Consider the following 17,976-nt stretch of genomic DNA (forward strand, 5'->3'; position numbering starts at 1 on the left):
GCGGTGATGCGCGTGCGGAACAGCGAGGTCGGATAATCATGCCTTTCGCCGACGATCTCATCGGCGCGGCCACCGCACGGATGCTCGCCACCGCCGTCGCGGACGCCGCCCCGGGCGATGACCTCGCGGCTCTGCCCGCCGCACCGGACCGGCTGGCCGGACTCAGCCTGCGCGAGCGCGCCGACCTGCTGCGCGATGCCCTGCTGGCCGATCTGCCGGGCGACTACAACCGGTTCGCCGGGATCGTGCGGACCGCGGCGGCGGGTTCCACGCCTTTCCGCGGCTGGCTGATCTGGCCGGTGACCGCGGCGGTCGCGCAGAAGGCCGTGGCCGAGGGCACCGGCGCGGCCTTCGACGACGCGATGGCTCTGCTGGCCGACTTGACTCCCCGGTTGACCGCCGAGTTCGCCGTCCGCACGTTGCTGCGCCACGACCTCGACCGCGCTCTGGGCATCATGCTGAGCTGGACCGCCTCGCCGGATGCCGATGTACGCCGGCTCGCCAGTGAGGGAACGCGACCGTACCTGCCCTGGTCGGTGCGCGTGCCGCAGATCCTGGCCCGGCCGGGGGCGACCGTGGACATCCTGGACGCCCTCTACCGCGACGACAGCGAGTACGTGCGCCGCTCGGTCGCCAACCATCTCAACGATCTGAGCCGCGACCATCCCGCCCTCGTCGTCGAGGTGGCCGGCCGCTGGCTGACCGCACCGGATGCCAACACCGGCCGGCTGGTCCGGCACGCGCTGCGGACCCTGGTGAAACGCGGCGACCCGGGCGCCCTCGGACTGCTCGGGTTCACGTCCGCGGCGGTGGAGACCGACGGTCCGGTCCTCGACCAGCGGATCGTGGCGTTCGGCGGCGAGCTGCGGTTCAGCGCCACCGTCGCCAACCCGGGCCCGGAACCGGTCCGGCTCGCGATCGACTATGTGGTGCACCACCGCCGCGCCAACGGCGGGCAAACCCCTAAAACCTTCAAACTTCTCGTACGTACGCTGGCCGCCGGCGAGACCGTGACGGTCGAACGCCGCCACTCGTTCCGGCCGATCAGTACCCGGCGCTACTACCCCGGGGAGCACGCAGTCGCACTACAGGTCAACGGGGTGGTGACCGGCCTGGTGAGCTTCGAGCTGGCCGGGCCCGATCAGAGTGGTGCGGCCGTCACTGACGGGTAGGCTGCTGCCGCCCGTGACGGCGTTGGTGGCGTCAGGGGCGCAGGGGGCGCAGGCCGGTGCGGATCTCGCTGACCAGGATTTCGGGTTGTTCGAGGGCCGCGAAGTGCCCGCCGTGGCCGGCCTCGCCGTAGTGGATCAGGTTGCTGTACGTGTCTTCGATCCAGCTTCGCGGCAGGCGCGGGATGTCCTTGGGGAAGACGGTCACCGCGACCGGCAGTGTCAGCTTGGGCCCGGCGAAGGTGCTCGACCTGTTCTCCCAGTAGATGCGGGCCGAGGATGCCGCGCTGTTGGTGAACCAGTACAGCGATATCGCGTCGAGCATGTCGTCGATGCTCAGGGCGTCCTCGGCCAGCCCCTGGTTGTCGGTCTTGGACTGGAATTTCTCGTAGATCCAGGCCGCCTGCCCGGCGGGTGAGTCGGCCAGGGCGAATCCGGCGGTCTGCGGCTTCGTGCCCTGCAGGTGGTTCGATCCGCCGAGGACGCCGGTGTAGTCGGCCAGGGTCTGCACGGCGTGCCGCTGCTCGGGCGACAGGGTCTCGGGTGTCTGAGCAGGAAAGGCGAACTGGGTGTTCAGGTGGATGCCGAGAAGGCCTTCCGGTTGCATGGCGCCGAGGGCGGTGGTGACGGCGGCACCCCAGTCGCCACCCTGCGCGGCCCATTTCGTGTAGCCGAGGCGTTTCATCAGCTCTGCCCACGCGTTCGCGATGCGCGTCACCGTCCACCCGGTCTGCGCCGGCTTCTGGGAGAACCCGAAGCCGGGCAGCGACGGGACGACCACGTCGAAGGAGTCGCCGGCGTCGCCGCCGTACGCGACCGGGTCGGTCAGCGGGCCGATCAGCTTCAAGAATTCGACGACGGAGCCCGGCCAGCCGTGGGTGAGGATCAGCGGCATCGCGCCGGGGTTCTTGGATCGGACGTGGATGAAGTGGATGTCCAGCCCGTCGATCTCGGTCAGGAATTGCGGGTACTGGTTGAGCCGGGATTCGAAGCGCCGCCAGTCGTAGCGGTGCTCCCAGTGCTCGACCAGGGATCGGGCGTTCTCCACGCGGACCCCTTGTGACCAGTCGCCGACCGTCTCCGGGTCCGGCCAGCGGGTGCGGGCCAGTCGCTGTTTCAGGTCGTCGATCTCGGCGTCGGGGATCGCGACGGTGAACGGTCGGACGGCGGCCGGGGCCGGCTGCGTCGGTGCGGACATTTACCCCTCCTGGGTTGATGGGCGGAGCACAACTTTCGTTGCACACCTGTGTGCAGCCTAGGTCACTGCACACGTATGTGCAACGATGGTGTCGTGCCTGCCGAGTCATCCCGTACGCGCTCGATGAACGAGACACGCGATCGCATCCTCGACGTTGCCCTCGACGTGCTGGGCGACGATCCCGACGCGGGAATGGGTGACATCGCCACCGCCGCCGGCGTCGTGCGCCGCACGGTCTACGGCCACTTCCCGTCCCGGCTCGACCTGCTTCGCACGCTCATGCAGCGGGCCGTCGCCGAGATGACCGCCGTCCTGACCGAGGCCGACGCCGGCAGCGCGGACGCCGACGCGGCCTGGGTGCAATTCGTCGCCCGCCTCTGGCCGGTGGCCCACCGCTACCGGGTGCTGCTGGCGCTACGTCGCGGCGAGTACGGCGAGACCATCCACGGCCTGCTCGGGCCGGTCGATGAACTCCTCGCCGACCTGGTGAAACGGGGCCAGGACAGCGGCGTGTTCGCCCGGCACCTGCCGGCAACGGTCTTGAGCCAGGTCGTCTACGGCGCCCTGTTCGCCATCGCCGACAACGACCGGCCGGACGGGGCTCTCGGCGCCCGGGCGGCGACGATCACGAGTCTGCTGATGCTGGGAGTTCCCGAGACCCGGGCCGTCGCCCTCGTCGACAACCGGCCCTGACCGCGTCCACAGCAGCCAGTCCCGGCAGCCGTCCCCCTGCAGGCGCGTGGAGGTGACGGTCACCAGTTCGCCACCACTCGGCAGTGGGCCAGGCAGCTGCTTCGACGGTGATCACGGCGAATCCTGGCGGGTAGGTCTCAGCTCGGTTCCCGCCGGACCGACTGTTCGGGCATGAGGTGGGGCAGTGGCAGGCCGACGCGTGTGGTCGCCGCTGTCCTCGTCGTGGTTCTGCTCGCGCAGGTGTCCGGTCCGGTGTATCCGGACCGGTATCCGGTTGTTCTCGGCCTGTCTCTGGCGGTTGCCGACCTGGTGGGCGTTTACTACCTGATCCGGGTGGCCCGGCTCGGGTTGAACCGGCTGTCCTGCCTGCTGGCGGTGGTCGCTCGCAGTTTCGGCGTGGTCAACGCGGTGACGTTCACGGTGGCCACGCTCGGGGGCCCGGCCTGGCTGTGGTGGATCGCCGTGTCCGCCCATGTGGCCGGGATGTCGCTGCTGGGCCTGGCCACCGTTCTCGGCGCGCTGGTGCGTCTGAGCGGTCCGCACCGGCGGGCGTTCGTCGCCGAGATGGTGGCGGTCGCCGCGCCCATCGCCATGATCGTCTGGTGGATCGGGTTGGATCCCTCGATCTGGCAGGGCGGCCCGGATCGGGTCTGGATCATTCTGGCCGGCCTGCCGTTCGCCGGGCTGATGCTGGCCACCGGGGTTTCGGCGATGCTGCTGCGCGGGGTCGTCAACCGCTGGCGGGACCCGATCACCGTCCTGGTCATCGGTATGGTGCTGGCGATCCTGGTGGACACCGGCTGGGCGACCGGCCTGGGTGACGGGATCTTCCACATCCTCGGGCCGATCGCGGGCGCGGTCGGGGTTCTCGCCCATCTGCTGCTCACGCTGTCACCGATGATGTCGGCGTCGGGCGTCTTCAGCGCCACCGATCGAGCCCCTCGGACCGTACCCAAATCGGTGGCTCTTCTGCCTTTGGTCTCTCTGGTCGTCGGCGTGACCTTGCTGCTGGTGGTGATCGTGGAGTCGGCCGGCTGGGTGCGCTGGATCGGGCTGGTCGTGGCCACCGGCATGATGATCGTGGCGGTGGCCTACCGGCAGTGGCTGGAGTTGCGGGCGAGTCAGGCGCGGGCCGACCGTGACATGGAGAGTGGGCTGGCCAGCCGGGCCGCTCTCAAGGATGCCCTGGCCGGGCAGGTCCGCGGGCGGGAGCCGTTCGCGGTTCTGGCCATCTCGGTGGGTCACACACCGGCCGCGGTCGCCGAGATCTTCCGATCATGTGTACGGGCCGAGGACCTGGTCGCCCGGCTCGGCGAGAACACCTACGGGGTGCTGCTCACCGACACCGCCGAGAACGGCAAGGCGACCGTCGTCGCCCAGCGGGTGCTGGCCGCGATGCAGGAGACACCGGTGTACATCGGTGTGGCGGTCGCCCGCACCGCCGAGCCGGCCAGGACGGTGCTGCGCAACGCCGAGATCGCGCTGCACCACGCGCTGCGCACCGGCACGCCCACGTTCGTGGTCCACGAGGCCACGATGAACGACCGCCGGGCCGCCGACGCCGCCCTGGCCGAGGCTCTTGAGGGTGCGCTGCAGCGTGGCGAGTTCACCGTGCACTACCAGCCGATCGTCGAGCTGGCGACCCGCCGGGCGGTGGCCGTCGAGGCGCTGCTGCGCTGGCGGCACCCGCTGCACGGGGACGTCTCCCCGGCCGCGTTCATCCCGGTCGCGGAACGAACCGGCGAGATCGTCGCGATCGGGCAGTGGGTGCTCGACCAGGCCTGCGAGCAGACCGCGCGGTGGCGCGCGGACGGTATCGACCTGTCCGTGACCGTCAACGTGTCGCCCCGCCAGCTTCAGGAATCGCACCTGGCCGAGGACGTGCTGGCGACCCTGGAGCGCAGCGGCCTGCCCGCGCGGAACCTGGTGATCGAGGTGACCGAGTCGGCCATGGTCAACGAGGCCCTCGAGATCGCGGCGCTGCGCCGGATCCGCGCCGAGGGCGTACGTATCGCCATCGACGACTTCGGCACCGGCTACTCGTCGCTGCAGTACCTGACCCGCCTGCCGGTCGACGTGCTGAAGATCGACCGCAGCTTCGTCGCCCAGCTCGACGGCACCGCGCAGGGTTCGGCGATCGCCGAGGCGGTCATCCGGCTCGCCCAGGTCCTGCGCCTGACCACCGTCGCCGAGGGCATCGAGGACGAGTCGCAGGCCGGTGAGCTGGTCCAGCTCGGTTCGCAGCGCGGCCAGGGCTACCTGTTCTCCCGCCCGGTTCCGGCCGACCAGATCCCTGGCCTGGCCCTGGTCAGCCGCAGCGGCGTCAATGTCTGACGAGGGAAGGGCACAGGACGAGTGATGGCGTTGACGGTGATCGCGGCGATCTTCGCCGCCGCCATCGTGATCTCCTCGGCGGTCGCCGTGTCGGCCTGGCGTCGGCGCTCCGAGGCCGCCGGCTACGCCCCGATCGCCTTCATGGCGTCCGGGGCGGCCTGGTGGTCGGCGATGTCGATGGCCGGGCTGTTCATGCACGACACCACGGCCGCGTTGTGGACCATCTCGCTGGCCTACGCGGGCGTGTTCGCGCTGGTCGCCGGCTGGTGGGCGGCGGCCCGGGCGCTGGCCGACCGGTTCTGGAGGCTACGGCCGCAGGCGGCCGTGCTGCTCGCGGCCGAGCCGCTGCTGTGCACCGTCGCGCTGGCCACCAACCCGTGGCACCACCTGTTCATGAGCCGGCTGACCCCGACCAGCGTCGGCGGGGCCTACGCCGCGGTGTTCGGACCGCTGTTCTGGGTGCACGCGGCCTACTGCTATCTGATGCTGGCCGGGTGCACCATCGCGGTGCTGCGGATCTTCTTCCGGGCGACCAGCCGGCACACCGGATATCTGATGGCGGTCCTCACCTCGGCACCGACCGGGGCGGTCAACCTGGTCGGGGTGCTCTCCGGAGGGCGACTGGTCGATCTGACGGCGATCGGTTTCGCGTTCAGCGCGCCGTTCATGTACTGGATGGTCCGTACCGAATCCGGGCCGGCGTCGGCGCCGGTCACCCACCGGGACCTGTTCACGATCATGTCCGACCTGGTCATCGTGATCGACGAGCAGCGGCGCATCCTCGACCACAACCCGGCCGCCGGCCCGTTGCTGGCCCAGCTCGGCATAGCGTCGGGCAAGGGGCGGCTGCCGGACGCGTTCGGTGAACTCCCGGCCGGTGACCGGCCGGAGTTCATCATCACCGACATCGGTGGCACCGGCACCGACCTGAGTGTGCAGGTCAGCGGGCTCGCCGGGGTGCGGCGGCGCAGCACCGCGCGGGTCGTGGTGGCCCGGGACGTCACCGAAAGCAACCGGCAGCGCCGGGCGTTGGAGCAGGCCAACGACCAGCTGCGCACCCAGCTGGCCACCATCGAGCAGCTACGCAACGACCTGGCTGAGCAGGCGTCGCGTGATCACCTCACCGAGCTGCACAACCGGCGTCATCTGATGGCCGAGCTGTCCGACATGATCACGTCCGGCCGTACCTTCAGCATTGCTCTTGTCGATATCGACCATTTCAAGAAAATCAACGACGGGTACGGCCACAACGCCGGCGACGACGTCCTCAAGCAGGTCGCCCGGCACCTGGCCGCGGCCGCCGGCCCGGATGATCTGGTGGCCCGCTACGGCGGTGAGGAGTTCGCGATCGTGCTGGCCGGCACCGCACTGCACGAGGCGGCCGGCCGCATCGACGACCTGCGCCGCACGATCGCGGGCGGCGGCACCACGATCGCGGTGACGATCAGCGCCGGACTCGCCGAAGCGCGCCCCGGCGTGGACATCACCGAACTCATCCACACCGCCGACGTGGCCCTGTACGCCGCCAAGGCCGCGGGCCGCGACCGGGTCGAGATCGCCGGGCCGCCGGACGCCCGGATCACTGCGGTTGTGCGAGGCTGAGGTGCGGCCCGGCCGCCGGTCTTGCGCTGAGGAGGTTCGACGTGGACGAGCGGGACTTCTGGGCGCGGCTCGAACACCGGATCACCGCCGAGTTCCGAGGATTCGCCGACGAGGAACTTCGGCGCACCTGGTGCGACGGGCTCATCGCCGAGGAGTATGCGGCCGGTGAGGTGCGGGGGCTCGCGTGGTGCGGTCCCGGCGGACAGGATCGCTGGCGATTCACCCTGCTCCTCCCGCCCGGGATGGATTCACCCGAGCAGATCGACTGGTCGGCGCTGCTGCCCGACGATCGGGTGACCGGATGGCTCTCGCCGGATCCGAAGGCCGGGACCATGACCATCGACCCGCTCAGCGGCGTCCCGGACTGATTGATCAACATTTAGGACGGGAACTGTCCTGACCGATCTTTAGCGTCGACCGCATGACGAACAACCGACCGGATCTGCGGTCGTTCCGTATCGATATCCCGCAGTCGCAGCTCGACGATCTGAAGGCCCGGCTGGCCGGCACCCGGTGGCCGGACGAACTGCCCGGGGTCGGCTGGAGCCGCGGAGTTCCCGTCGCATACCTGCGGGAGGTCGCCGACCATTGGCGCACCGGCTACAACTGGCGCGCCCAGGAGGCGACTCTCAACCGGTATCAACAGCACCTGACCACCATCGACGGGCAGAACCTGCACCTGCTGCACGTGCCCTCCCCCGAGCCGGACGCCACACCGCTGGTGCTGTTGCACGGCTGGCCCGGCGGGGTGGTCGACTTCCTCGACGTCATCGGCCCCCTGTCCGATCCCCGCAGTCACGGCGGCGACCCGGCCGACGCCTTCCACCTGGTGATCCCGTCGCTGCCCGGGTTCGGGTTCTCGACCCCGCTGGCCGGGCCCGGGATGAACGCGCCGCGGATCGCCGGGATCCTCGCGCAGCTGATGGACCGGCTCGGATACGACCGGTACGGCGTGCACGGCTACGACATGGGCGCCTGGATCGCCCCGCACGTGGGCCGGCTCGACCCGGACCGGGTCATCGGCGTGCACCTGACCGCGATGGTCACTCTCCCGGTCGGAGCCCCCGGGGAGATGGACCACCTCAGCGAGGTCGAACAGCAGCGCTGGCAGCGCATGCAGAACCCGAACGACGGGTATTTCCACTGCAACGCCAAACGGCCGCAGACCGTCGGGTACGCCCTGACCGACTCCCCGGCCGGCCAGCTCGCCTGGATCGTGGAGAAGTTCAAGGAGCTCACCGATCCGGAGGAGGGGCTGCCGGAGGAGAGCATCGACCGTGATCGCATCCTCACCGAGGTGTCGATCTACTGGCTGACCGGTACTGCCGCTTCGGCCGCCCAGATCTACTACGAGGAGATCTCCGCGGGTTCACCGCAGCAGTGGAGCCGGACGGTGCCGACCGGTGTGCTGGTGTCCGGTCACGACAACGCGATCCGGCCGTGGGCCGAGCGTGACCACCAGGTCGTGCACTGGACCGAGCTCGGCCGGGGCGGACACTTCCTGGCCATGGAGGCGCCCGAGCTGCTGATCGACGACGTCCGGACGTTCTTCGGCAAGCTGCGGTGACGACGCCGTCCACCAGATAGGCCGGTCGGCGGTCACAGTACCCGGTCCAGGAACTTGATCTGCTCGGACAGTTCCAGCGGGAACCGTTCCTGGAAGTCGTCGCTGTCCTGTCCAGGACAACCTTGCGGTGGCCAGACTTACCTTGCGGTACTCGTTGCGAGTGTCCAGATCCACCTCGCGGACATCGAACGTCTTGACCTTCAGGCAGCGCCGATCGCCCACTGTCGTACTGTCGGCCCGCAGCATGAGCTGAAATCGCCACATAACATAGAATTACGCATATAAAGTCCAGGTGTCGTTCTCCGCTTCCAGCCCAGGAGGGTCTTCATGCGCCCGTCACGCCGCGTGCTCGCCTTCGCGCTCGCCGCACTGACCGCATCCGTTGCCGCACCGGCTGCCGATGCTTCCGCGAAGCCAGCCCCTCCGGCCGCGAACACGGTGGGCGCCTGTCAGCCGTGGGCTGGACGGCTGATCACTGTTCCCGGCGAACCCACATACCTGATCGATCCGTGGGGCTACCGGCGAGGCATCCCGCACTGGAGCACTTTCCAGGCGATCTTCAAGGACGGTTCTTGGGTCGACAAGACATTTCCGGTGGCTCTCTGTCCGGACGGCGAGGCGCTCAGCCTGGACGCCAAGTTGATCTCGGCGGCGGGCGGCCTGCCGACGTACTTCTTCACCAAGAACAAGAAGTACGGCATCACCAGCGGCGCCGTTATGGACAAATACAACTTCGACAGCAGGAAGGTCCAGCTGTTGCCACGCGGCGTTCTCGACGTCATCCCCGACGGCGGCTATTGGGAGTAGACGCCCGGGCCTCTGTTGACCGGGAACTCCTTGACGTAGACGAGAACCCGAAATCCGCAAGGTAGATCTGGACGATCGATGCCACTTGTGTCCAGACCTACCTTGCAAGCTGCTGGTCAGCACCTCGACCGTCCGCAGCTTTCGGCTGGACGGGACAATGGTGTTGTCCCATTCGGTGCCGGCCGCCTCCGCGGCCGGCCCGACCATGCCGCGCAGCTGGAAGGCGATCTCGGCGCCGATCAGCGGCTGTTCGCGTAGTTCAAAACAATTATTTGGTACGAGATGAAAGACACGAAGTAGCCAGAAGTGTTTTAACTGCTGTAGCCCTCGGGAGATGGTCCTTTACCTCCAGTTATCGGAGGTGCCGGGCGGCCCGGCTCAGTGATCGCCGCCCACTGCCGATCATTGAAAGAGGCGACAGCGAGGGAGGTCTGCGTGGCGACCCCGTCCGAGCGGGCACGCCAGGGCTGCCCGGTCAGCGCCGTGCTGCGTGATCCCGTCACGATCGCGGCCGTACTGTGGGCCCTGGTGGGCGTGGTGCTGCTGGTGCTCCTGGACAGGCACCCGGACGCCGAGGTCCGCGTGTTCTGGTCGTTCCAGCCACCGCTGGACGCCCTGGTCGCCTACTCGGCCTGGCAGGTCGCCAAGGTCGCGACGGGCGCGATCCGCCGGTATTGGCGGGTGGTCACCTTCGCCGGATTACTGCTCACCATCGGCGACACCACGCAGACCGTCATCGCGCTCACCCACCACGGGCAGGCCGGCAGCGCCGGCGGCACCGTGCAGGGCCTGTGCTTCGGCATCGGCCTCGGCGCCCTGATCATCAACATGCTGCTGCATCCGCACCCGCGACGAACCCGGCGGCAGAAGTTCGCGTTCTGGCTCGACTCCGCGACCGTGCTCGTCGGCGGCACCGTGGTGGCCTGGTGTTTCGCCGCCGACCCCCGCGACGGCACCGGAGTGGTGGCCTCCCTGGTCACCGCCGCCGCCATCCTCACCTCGGGCTTCGCGGCGGTGAAGATGGCGCTCAGCGGCAACGCCCCGATCCACAAGGCGGCGGTCACCCCGATGCTGGTCGCCGCGGCGATCAGCATCGTCGGCATCTTCGCCGTCACCGACTCCTCGGCCGGGACACCGCCGTATGTCTACGCGATCCGATTCCTGCCGTCGCTGTTCCTCGCGCTCGGCCCACGGATGCAGGAGATCATCGCCCGCTTCGACGAGGACGCCTTCGGGTCGCGACGGAAAAAGCATTACAGCTTCCTGCCGTACGGGTCGATCGCCGTCGCCTTCACCGCCCTGGTCGTGGTGCTCCCCGACGGGCTCGACGCCCGGCTCTGGGGTGTCGTCACCGGCGTGGGCATCATCTTCGCCCTGGTCGTCGGCCGGCAGCTGGCCTCGTTCTACGACAACACCGAGCTGATCCGCCGGCTCGACGTCGCGCTGGCCGAACTGCGGACCCAGGAGACCCGGCTGCGCCGCCAGGCCCTGTTCGACGGGATGACCGGGCTGGCCAATCGCACCCACTTCCACGAGCAGCTCGCCGCCGCGCTGGCCGGATCCGGGGCCGGCTCGGTGTCGCTGCTGCTGATCGACCTCGACGGGTTCAAGGCGGTCAACGACTCGATGGGCCACGCGGCCGGCGACGCCCTGCTCGTCGGTGTCGCCGACCGCCTCACCCGGTCGGTGCGCCCGGGTGATCTGGTCGCCCGGCTCGGCGGCGACGAGTTCGCGGTGCTGCTGCGCGACTGCGGCGGTCCGGACGCCGAGGAGACCTCGCACCGGATCCTGCAGGCGCTCACCGAACCGGTCACGTTCCGCGACACGCCGGTGCGCGCCAACGCCAGCATCGGCGTCACCTGCGCGATGCCCGGCAAGGACGAGGAAGCCCTGCTGCGCGAGGCCGATCTGGCCATGTACGCCGCCAAACACGAGGGCAAGGGCACCTGGATGCGCTACACGGCCGGCATGGAGGCGGCACCCGCACCGGCGAGCACCCGCTGAGCCCGGGTGACCACCGCGCACCGCCGGGCGGTGTTCAGCCGACGTGGATGTGGGGGCGCCGGCGGCGGTCGGGTTCGGCTCGGCGGATCATCTCGCGGGTGACCGGGGCGACCTCGCCCTGGCCGAAGATCAGGTAGCGGGCGAAGTTGGCGACCGGATTGCCCTCGGTCCACTCGAAGTAGATATGCGGGCGGCGGTGCGTGGTGTCGCGGATCCACAGCAGCAGCGCCGCGAGCGCGCTCGGCACCGAGGAACTCTCCAGGGTCAGGACGCGGTAGCGGTGGTGCAGGACCTGCCCCCGTACGTGCAAATCGGTTTCGAAGTCAGAAGCGTCACGGACGGTGACCTCGACGAAAAGCACGTCGCGCTGGTCGGTCATGTCGTTGTCGGCGATGATCTGGGCGAGCTTCTCGGAGTACTCGCGCGGATCACGGGCCTCGGGCTCGTTGGCGATCAGCCGGATCTGGCGGTGGCTCAGCTCGGTCAGGAAGGTCTCGGCCACCGGGTCGGCGTCGATCCGGCTGACCCGCAGCTCGAAGGCGCGGAACACGCGGGAGAGCAGCGAGACGGCCAGGATGCCGGCGATGAAGCAGGCGGCGATCTTCACGCCGTCGGGACGTTCCGCGACGTTGACGATCGTGGTGTAGACGAAGACCAGCGTGATCGCGGCGAACGCCCAGGTCCGGGCCCGTTGCCGGGCGCGGCGGGCGGACAGCGTCACGGCGGTCGCGGCCGAGGTGATCAGGACCAGGACGCCGGTGGCGTAGGCGCCGCCCTGCGCGTCGACGTCGGCGTCGAAGATCACGGTGATCAGGAACGCGGTGGCGGTGAACACCAGCACCATCGGCCGCACGGCGCGGGCCCAGGACGGGGCCATGCCGAACTTGGGCAGGTAGCGGGGCACCAGGTTGAGCAGACCGGCCATGGCCGAGGCGCCGGCGAACCAGAGGATGGCGATGGTGGAGATGTCGTAGATGCTGCCGAAGACGCTGCCGAGGTTCTCGTGGGCGAGGTAGGCCAGGGCGCGACCGTTGGCCTCGCCGCCGGGCTTGAACTGCTCGGCCGGGATGAGCACGGTGGTGACCAGGCTGCTGGTGATCAGAAAGACGCTCATGATCCCGGCCGCCACGGTCAGCAACTGCTTGCCGCCGCGGATGCGTTGCGGCAGGTCACCCTTGATGTGCGGCATCACGGCCACGCCGGTCTCGAACCCGGACAGGCCCAGCGCCAGTTTCGGGAAGACCAGCAGAGCGATGCCGACCATGGCCAGTGGGCTGCTGTGGGCGGTGGTGAGCGCGCCGGTCCAGTCGGTCACCCGATGCGGGTGGCTGAGCACCTCCCACAGCGCGTCGCCGACCACGACGACGTTGAGCGCGAGGTAGACGCCGACCAGGGTGACCGCGATCCCGACGGCCTCGGTGAAACCCTTCAGGAAGACCGCGCCCAGGGCGGCGATCAGCAGCAGGGTGACCAGCACCTGCCGGCCGTGCCAGGACTGCGGCCAGAACGGGTTCTCGTTGAGGTGCGCGGTGGCGTCGGCCGCCGACAGGGTGATGGTGATGATGAAATCGGTGGCCGCGAACCCGAGCAGCACCAGGACGAACAGCTTGCCCTTCCAGAACGAGAGCAGCCGCACCAGCATGGCGATGGAGCCCTCGCCGTTCGGGCTCTCGGCCGCGACCCGCCGGTACACCGGCAGCGCGCCCAGCAGCGTCACCAGGACCAGCACCAGGGTGGCCAGCGGCGACAGCACACCGGCGGCGAGCGCGGCGATGCCCGGCTGGTAACCGAGCGTCGAGAAGTAGTCGACGCCGGTCAGGCACATGACCTTCCACCAGCTGTGCGGCTTCTCCTGCGGATCGGCGTGCGGGCCGTCGTGCTGGGCCGCGCGGTCGCTGAGGCCTTTCAACATCCAGCCTCGGACCGCTGTGCGGTCCCTGGTCCGACCGATTGCGGACATGACGAACTCCTCCGGCGTACGGGATTCGGCCGGTTGAGCCGTGCCTGCCAGAAGTCTGTCACCGGATCCGCTGCGGGCGCCCGCCGTGCGGCGTTAACAAAGCGTCAAAGAAACGCGCGGCCGGTATCCGCACGTGCGTCCAGCGCCGGCTGCGGCCGAGCAGGGCGGCCCCGCCGAGCAGGATCGTGTCGGGCCAGCCGGTGGCGCCGGTCAGGTCTCCGTGCCGGTGCGCGAGGAATCCGACGTAGACCAGGGCGGCGAAACCGGTCACCACGAGACACGCCCGCCCGTCGGTCGTCACCGCGGCCAGGACGGCGACCGTCACCGCCATCGCGATCAGCTCGCCGGCCCGGGCCGGCGCGAACAACCCGGCCGCGAGCATGGCCGCGGCGATCACGACGGCGCAGCCGCCGGCCACTCCGAACACTGCGGCCGGGAACGTGTCGTCGTCGCGTCGAACATCGGTCATGTGTCGAGCACAGCGCGGGCCGGGCGGCGGCGGAAGTGTCGTTGACGGGACCGCTACGGCCGGCGCCGCACCTTTCACGACCCGTTCACGGCGGCGGCCCGCCGCAGCGCCGGACGGCCCGGCGTTAACAACGCGTCAAGAACCACCGGGTGCCTGTAGCAGTGGTGTCAACAGATGCCGCAACTGCCTGCGGAGCGGGTTTCACTTCCGGTCGTAAGCAAAACCACCCCACTCGTACTTGGAGTTTCCCGTGGCTGATCTCGGCTTCGTCGTGCTCACGGTGGTGCTGTTCGCAGCGCTGGCCGTGCTGGTCCGGGCGGTCGAACGCTGATGAGCGCCGTCAACCTGATCGGTCTGATCCTCGCTGTCGTCCTCGGCGTCTTCCTGGTCGCCGCCCTGCTGTTCCCGGAGAAGTTCTGATGGCCGGCTGGCTGTTCGTCATCTCGCTGGTGGTCGCGCTGGTCGCGGTCTACAAGCCGTTCGGCGACTACATGTACCGCGTGGTGACCGGAACCCGGCACAACGTGGTGGAGCGCGGCGTCTACCGCGCCGTCGGCGTCGACCCGGCCGCCGAGCAGACCTGGGGCGTCTACGCCCGCTCGGTGCTCGCCTTCTCCGCCGTCTCGGTCCTGTTCCTCTACCTGCTGCTGCGTTTCCAGGACAAACTGTGGCTGTCGCTGGGCTTCGACCCGGTGGCCACGCACATCGCCTGGAACACCGCGGTCAGCTTCGTGACCAACACGAACTGGCAGGCCTATTCCGGTGAGTCCACGATGGGCCACCTGGCGCAGATGGCCGGTCTGGCCGTGCAGAACTTCGTCTCGGCCGCCGTCGGCATCGCGGTCGTGGTCGCCCTGATCCGCGGGTTCGCCGCCAGCAAGGGTTCCACGCTGGGCAACTTCTGGGTCGATCTGACCCGGATCACCCTGCGGATCCTGCTGCCGATCTGCGTGCTGGCCACGCTGATCTTCATGATCGGCGGAATGGTGCAGAACCTGTCCGGCGGCACCGACGTGACCACGCTGACCGGGGCCACCCAGCACATCACCGGCGGGCCGGTCGCCTCCCAGGAGGCGATCAAGGAGCTCGGCACCAACGGCGGCGGCTTCTACAACGCCAACTCGGCCCACCCGTTCGAGAACCCGACCGCCTGGACCAACTGGCTCGAAATCTTCCTGATCTTCCTGATCCCGTTCAGCCTGCCCCGCGTCTTCGGGCGCATGGTCGGGCAGAACCGCCAGGGGTACGCGATCGCGGCGGTCATGGCCATCCTGGCGATCGGCTCGATCGCGCTGACGGTCGGCCTGGAACTGCACGGTTCCGGCACCGTCCCGCAGGCGGTCGGCGCGGCCATGGAGGGCAAGGAGACCCGGTTCGGCATCCCGAACTCGGCGACGTTCGCCGCGGCCACCACGCTCACCTCGACCGGGGCGGTGGACAGCTTCCACGACTCGTACACCTCGCTGGGCGGCATGATGCCGATCGTCAACATGATGCTCGGCGAGGTCGCCCCCGGTGGTACCGGATCCGGCCTCTACGGCCTGCTCATCCTCGCGGTGATCACGGTCTTCGTGGCCGGACTGATGGTCGGGCGTACGCCGGAATATCTGGGCAAGAAGATCAGCGCGCGGGAGATCAAACTCGCCTCGCTCTACTTCCTGGTCACCCCGGCCCTGGTGCTGATCGGTACCGCGGCGGCGTTCGCCACCGGGAACAACGCGACGGCACTGAACACCGGCCCGCACGGCCTGTCCGAGGTTCTGTACGCGTTCACCAGTGCCGCCAACAACAACGGCTCGGCGTTCGGCGGCATCACCGTCAATACGCCGTGGTGGGACATCGCCACCGGCCTGGCCATGCTGCTCGGCCGATTCCTGCCCCTGGTCCTGGTTCTCGCCCTGGCCGGTTCGCTGGCCAAGCAGCGCCCGGTGCCCGAGTCCGAGGGCACGCTGCCCACGCACCAGCCGCTGTTCGTCGGCATGGTCGTCGGCGTGACCGTCGTCCTGGTCGCCCTCACCTTCCTCCCCGCCCTCGCGCTCGGCCCGCTCGCAGAAGGTCTGTCATGATCAACCTGGAAGAACAAGCCCCCGCTCCCGCCGTCGATCCGGTTCCCCCGGCCACGCCGGTCAAGGCCGGCCTGCTCGACCCGCAGCAGCTCTGGAAGTCGCTGCCGCAGGCCCTGGGCAAGCTGGACCCGCGCACCCTGTGGCGCAACCCGGTGATGTTCATCGTCGAGGTCGGCGCCGTGTTCACCACCGTCCTGTCGATCACCGACCCGAGCCTGTTCGCGTGGCTGATCACCGTCTGGCTGTGGCTGACCGTGGTCTTCGCCAACCTGGCCGAGGCGGTCGCCGAGGGCCGGGGCAAAGCTCAGGCGGCGGCGCTGCGCGCGGCCAAACAGGACACCGTGGCCCACCTGCGGGACGGCCGGATCGTGCCGGCACCCGAGCTCAAGCAGGGCGACGTCGTGGTGGTCGAGGCCGGCCAGATCATCCCCGGCGACGGTGATGTCATCGAGGGCATCGCCAGTGTCGACGAGTCGGCCATCACCGGTGAGTCGGCGCCGGTGATCCGCGAGTCGGGCGGGGACCGGTCTGCGGTCACCGGCGGCACCAAGGTGCTGTCCGACCGGATCGTCGTCAAGATCACCCAGAAGCCCGGCGAGAGCTTCGTGGACCGGATGATCGCCCTGGTCGAGGGCGCGAACCGGCAGAAGACGCCGAACGAGATCGCGCTGAACATCCTGCTGGCCGCGCTCACCATCATCTTCCTGCTGGCCGTCGTGACCCTGCAGCCCCTGGCGATCTTCTCCAAGGCCTACAACGCGGCCGCGCCGGACACCTCGGCCATCGACGCCAACGGCGTGACCGGGATCGTCCTGGTGTCGCTGCTGGTCTGCCTGATCCCGACCACCATCGGGGCACTGCTGTCGGCGATCGGCATCGCCGGCATGGACCGGCTCGTGCAGCGCAACGTGCTGGCCATGAGCGGCCGGGCCGTGGAGGCGGCCGGTGACGTGAACACGCTGCTGCTCGACAAGACCGGCACGATCACGCTGGGCAACCGGCAGGCCGCCGAGTTCGTACCCGTCAATGGTGTTGATCCGCAAGGTCTCGCCGACGCGGCGCAACTGAGCAGCCTGGCCGACGAGACGCCCGAAGGGCGCTCGGTGGTGATTCTCGCCAAGAACGAGTACGGCCTGCGAGAGCGCGAGCCGGGCCTGATGACCGACGCGGTCTTCGTCCCGTTCACCGCGCAGACCCGGATGAGCGGCGTGGACCTCGGCGATCGGCAGATCCGCAAGGGCGCCGCCTCGGCGGTGATCAAGTGGGTCCGGGCCAACGGCGGGCAGCCCGGCGACGAGGTCGGCGAGATCGTCGACGGGATCAGCGCCTCCGGCGGCACCCCGCTGGTGGTGGCCGAGAACGATCGGGTGCTCGGCGTCATCCACCTCAAGGACGTGGTCAAGGCCGGGATGAAGGCCCGGTTCGACGAGATGCGCAAGATGGGCATCCGGACCGTGATGATCACCGGCGACAACCCGCGGACCGCGAAGGCGATCGCCGACGAGGCCGGGGTCGACGACTTCCTGGCCGAGGCCACCCCCGAGGACAAACTCGCCTACATCCGCAAGGAGCAGCAGGGCGGCCGGCTGGTCGCGATGACCGGTGACGGCACCAACGACGCCCCCGCGCTGGCCCAGGCCGACGTCGGTGTCGCCATGAACACCGGCACGTCGGCCGCGAAGGAGGCCGGCAACATGGTCGACCTCGACTCCGACCCGACCAAGCTGATCGAGATCGTCGAGATCGGCAAGCAGCTGCTGATCACCCGCGGGGCGCTGACCACGTTCTCCATCGCCAACGACATCGCCAAGTACTTCGCGATCATCCCGGCCATGTTCGCCGCGGTCTACCCGGGCCTGGACACGCTCAACATCATGCGGCTGCACTCGCCGGGCTCGGCGATCCTGTCCGCGGTCATCTTCAACGCGATCATCATCGTCATCCTGATCCCGCTCGCCCTGCGCGGCGTCCGGTACCGGCCGTCCTCGGCCAGCTCCCTGCTCGGGCGCAACCTGCTGGTCTACGGCCTCGGCGGCATCATCGCCCCGTTCGTCGGGATCAAGCTCATCGACCTGCTCATCCAGCTCATCCCCGGGATCTGATCCAG

At 69.2% G+C, this 17,976-nt stretch carries 14 protein-coding genes; 11 read left to right on the plus strand and 3 right to left on the minus strand.

All coding sequences use genetic code 11. The features are described from left to right. The first annotated feature begins 38 nt into the window (after positions 1-38). Positions 39-1,172, plus strand: a complete 1,134-nt coding sequence (locus ACSHV8_RS24470; protein ID WP_436536094.1) for a hypothetical protein — start codon at positions 39-41, stop codon at positions 1,170-1,172. A gap of 31 nt (positions 1,173-1,203) precedes the next feature. On the opposite strand, the gene ACSHV8_RS24475 is transcribed toward ACSHV8_RS24470, so the two are convergent. Beyond that, the gene (locus ACSHV8_RS24475; RefSeq protein WP_436536095.1) at positions 1,204-2,367 is read right to left on the minus strand and encodes an epoxide hydrolase family protein; all 1,164 of its coding nucleotides are present in this window, start codon (positions 2,365-2,367) and stop codon (positions 1,204-1,206) included. Positions 2,368-2,490: 123 nt separating this feature from the next. On the opposite strand from ACSHV8_RS24475, the gene ACSHV8_RS24480 reads away from it, so the two are divergent. From ACSHV8_RS24480 to ACSHV8_RS24510, 7 genes are all read left to right on the plus strand, one after another. Beyond that, complete coding sequence (locus tag ACSHV8_RS24480) at positions 2,491-3,060, plus strand: TetR/AcrR family transcriptional regulator (protein ID WP_436536096.1); 570 nt, start codon at positions 2,491-2,493, stop codon at positions 3,058-3,060. A 201-nt stretch (positions 3,061-3,261) separates the two neighbouring features. Then, positions 3,262-5,394: a putative bifunctional diguanylate cyclase/phosphodiesterase gene (locus ACSHV8_RS24485; RefSeq protein WP_436536097.1), complete on the plus strand. Its 2,133-nt coding sequence runs from the start codon at positions 3,262-3,264 to the stop codon at positions 5,392-5,394. Between the two features lie 24 nt (positions 5,395-5,418). Further along, the gene (locus ACSHV8_RS24490; protein WP_436536098.1) at positions 5,419-6,996 is read left to right on the plus strand and encodes a diguanylate cyclase; all 1,578 of its coding nucleotides are present in this window, start codon (positions 5,419-5,421) and stop codon (positions 6,994-6,996) included. Between the two features lie 41 nt (positions 6,997-7,037). Then, the gene (locus ACSHV8_RS24495) at positions 7,038-7,364 is read left to right on the plus strand and encodes a hypothetical protein (protein ID WP_436536099.1); all 327 of its coding nucleotides are present in this window, start codon (positions 7,038-7,040) and stop codon (positions 7,362-7,364) included. 53 nt (positions 7,365-7,417) lie between these two features. Further along, positions 7,418-8,563: an epoxide hydrolase family protein gene (locus ACSHV8_RS24500; protein ID WP_436536100.1), complete on the plus strand. Its 1,146-nt coding sequence runs from the start codon at positions 7,418-7,420 to the stop codon at positions 8,561-8,563. 327 nt (positions 8,564-8,890) lie between these two features. Beyond that, positions 8,891-9,370, plus strand: coding sequence for a hypothetical protein (locus ACSHV8_RS24505; protein ID WP_436536101.1), 480 nt, complete (start codon positions 8,891-8,893; stop codon positions 9,368-9,370). Between the two features lie 435 nt (positions 9,371-9,805). Then, complete coding sequence (locus ACSHV8_RS24510; protein ID WP_436536102.1) at positions 9,806-11,374, plus strand: diguanylate cyclase domain-containing protein; 1,569 nt, start codon at positions 9,806-9,808, stop codon at positions 11,372-11,374. Positions 11,375-11,408: 34 nt separating this feature from the next. Here the strand turns inward: ACSHV8_RS24510 and ACSHV8_RS24515 are convergent, their stop codons facing one another. Together ACSHV8_RS24515 and ACSHV8_RS24520 are read right to left on the minus strand one after the other, a co-directional pair. Further along, positions 11,409-13,334, minus strand: a complete 1,926-nt coding sequence (locus ACSHV8_RS24515; RefSeq protein WP_436536103.1) for an amino acid transporter — start codon at positions 13,332-13,334, stop codon at positions 11,409-11,411. A 58-nt stretch (positions 13,335-13,392) separates the two neighbouring features. Further along, positions 13,393-13,803 carry a hypothetical protein gene (locus ACSHV8_RS24520; RefSeq protein ID WP_436536104.1) on the minus strand — a complete coding sequence of 137 codons (411 nt, stop codon included), beginning with the start codon at positions 13,801-13,803 and terminating at the stop codon, positions 13,393-13,395. Positions 13,804-14,133: 330 nt separating this feature from the next. On the opposite strand from ACSHV8_RS24520, the gene kdpF reads away from it, so the two are divergent. The 3 genes from kdpF to kdpB are packed head-to-tail and all read left to right on the plus strand — an operon-like array spanning position 14,134 to position 17,971. Then, the gene (gene kdpF, locus ACSHV8_RS24525; protein WP_436536105.1) at positions 14,134-14,223 is read left to right on the plus strand and encodes a K(+)-transporting ATPase subunit F; all 90 of its coding nucleotides are present in this window, start codon (positions 14,134-14,136) and stop codon (positions 14,221-14,223) included. Further along, entirely contained in the window at positions 14,223-15,869 is a 1,647-nt protein-coding gene (kdpA, locus tag ACSHV8_RS24530) for a potassium-transporting ATPase subunit KdpA (RefSeq protein ID WP_436536106.1), read from the plus strand. Before kdpF ends, kdpA begins: the two co-directional genes overlap by 1 nt. After that, positions 15,866-17,971 carry a potassium-transporting ATPase subunit KdpB gene (gene kdpB / locus ACSHV8_RS24535; protein ID WP_436536107.1) on the plus strand — a complete coding sequence of 702 codons (2,106 nt, stop codon included), beginning with the start codon at positions 15,866-15,868 and terminating at the stop codon, positions 17,969-17,971. Before kdpA ends, kdpB begins: the two co-directional genes overlap by 4 nt. The last annotated feature ends 5 nt before the right edge of the window (positions 17,972-17,976 follow it).

Source organism: Actinoplanes sp. HUAS TT8 (genome assembly GCF_051380535.1).
GTDB lineage: Bacteria > Actinomycetota > Actinomycetes > Mycobacteriales > Micromonosporaceae > Actinoplanes.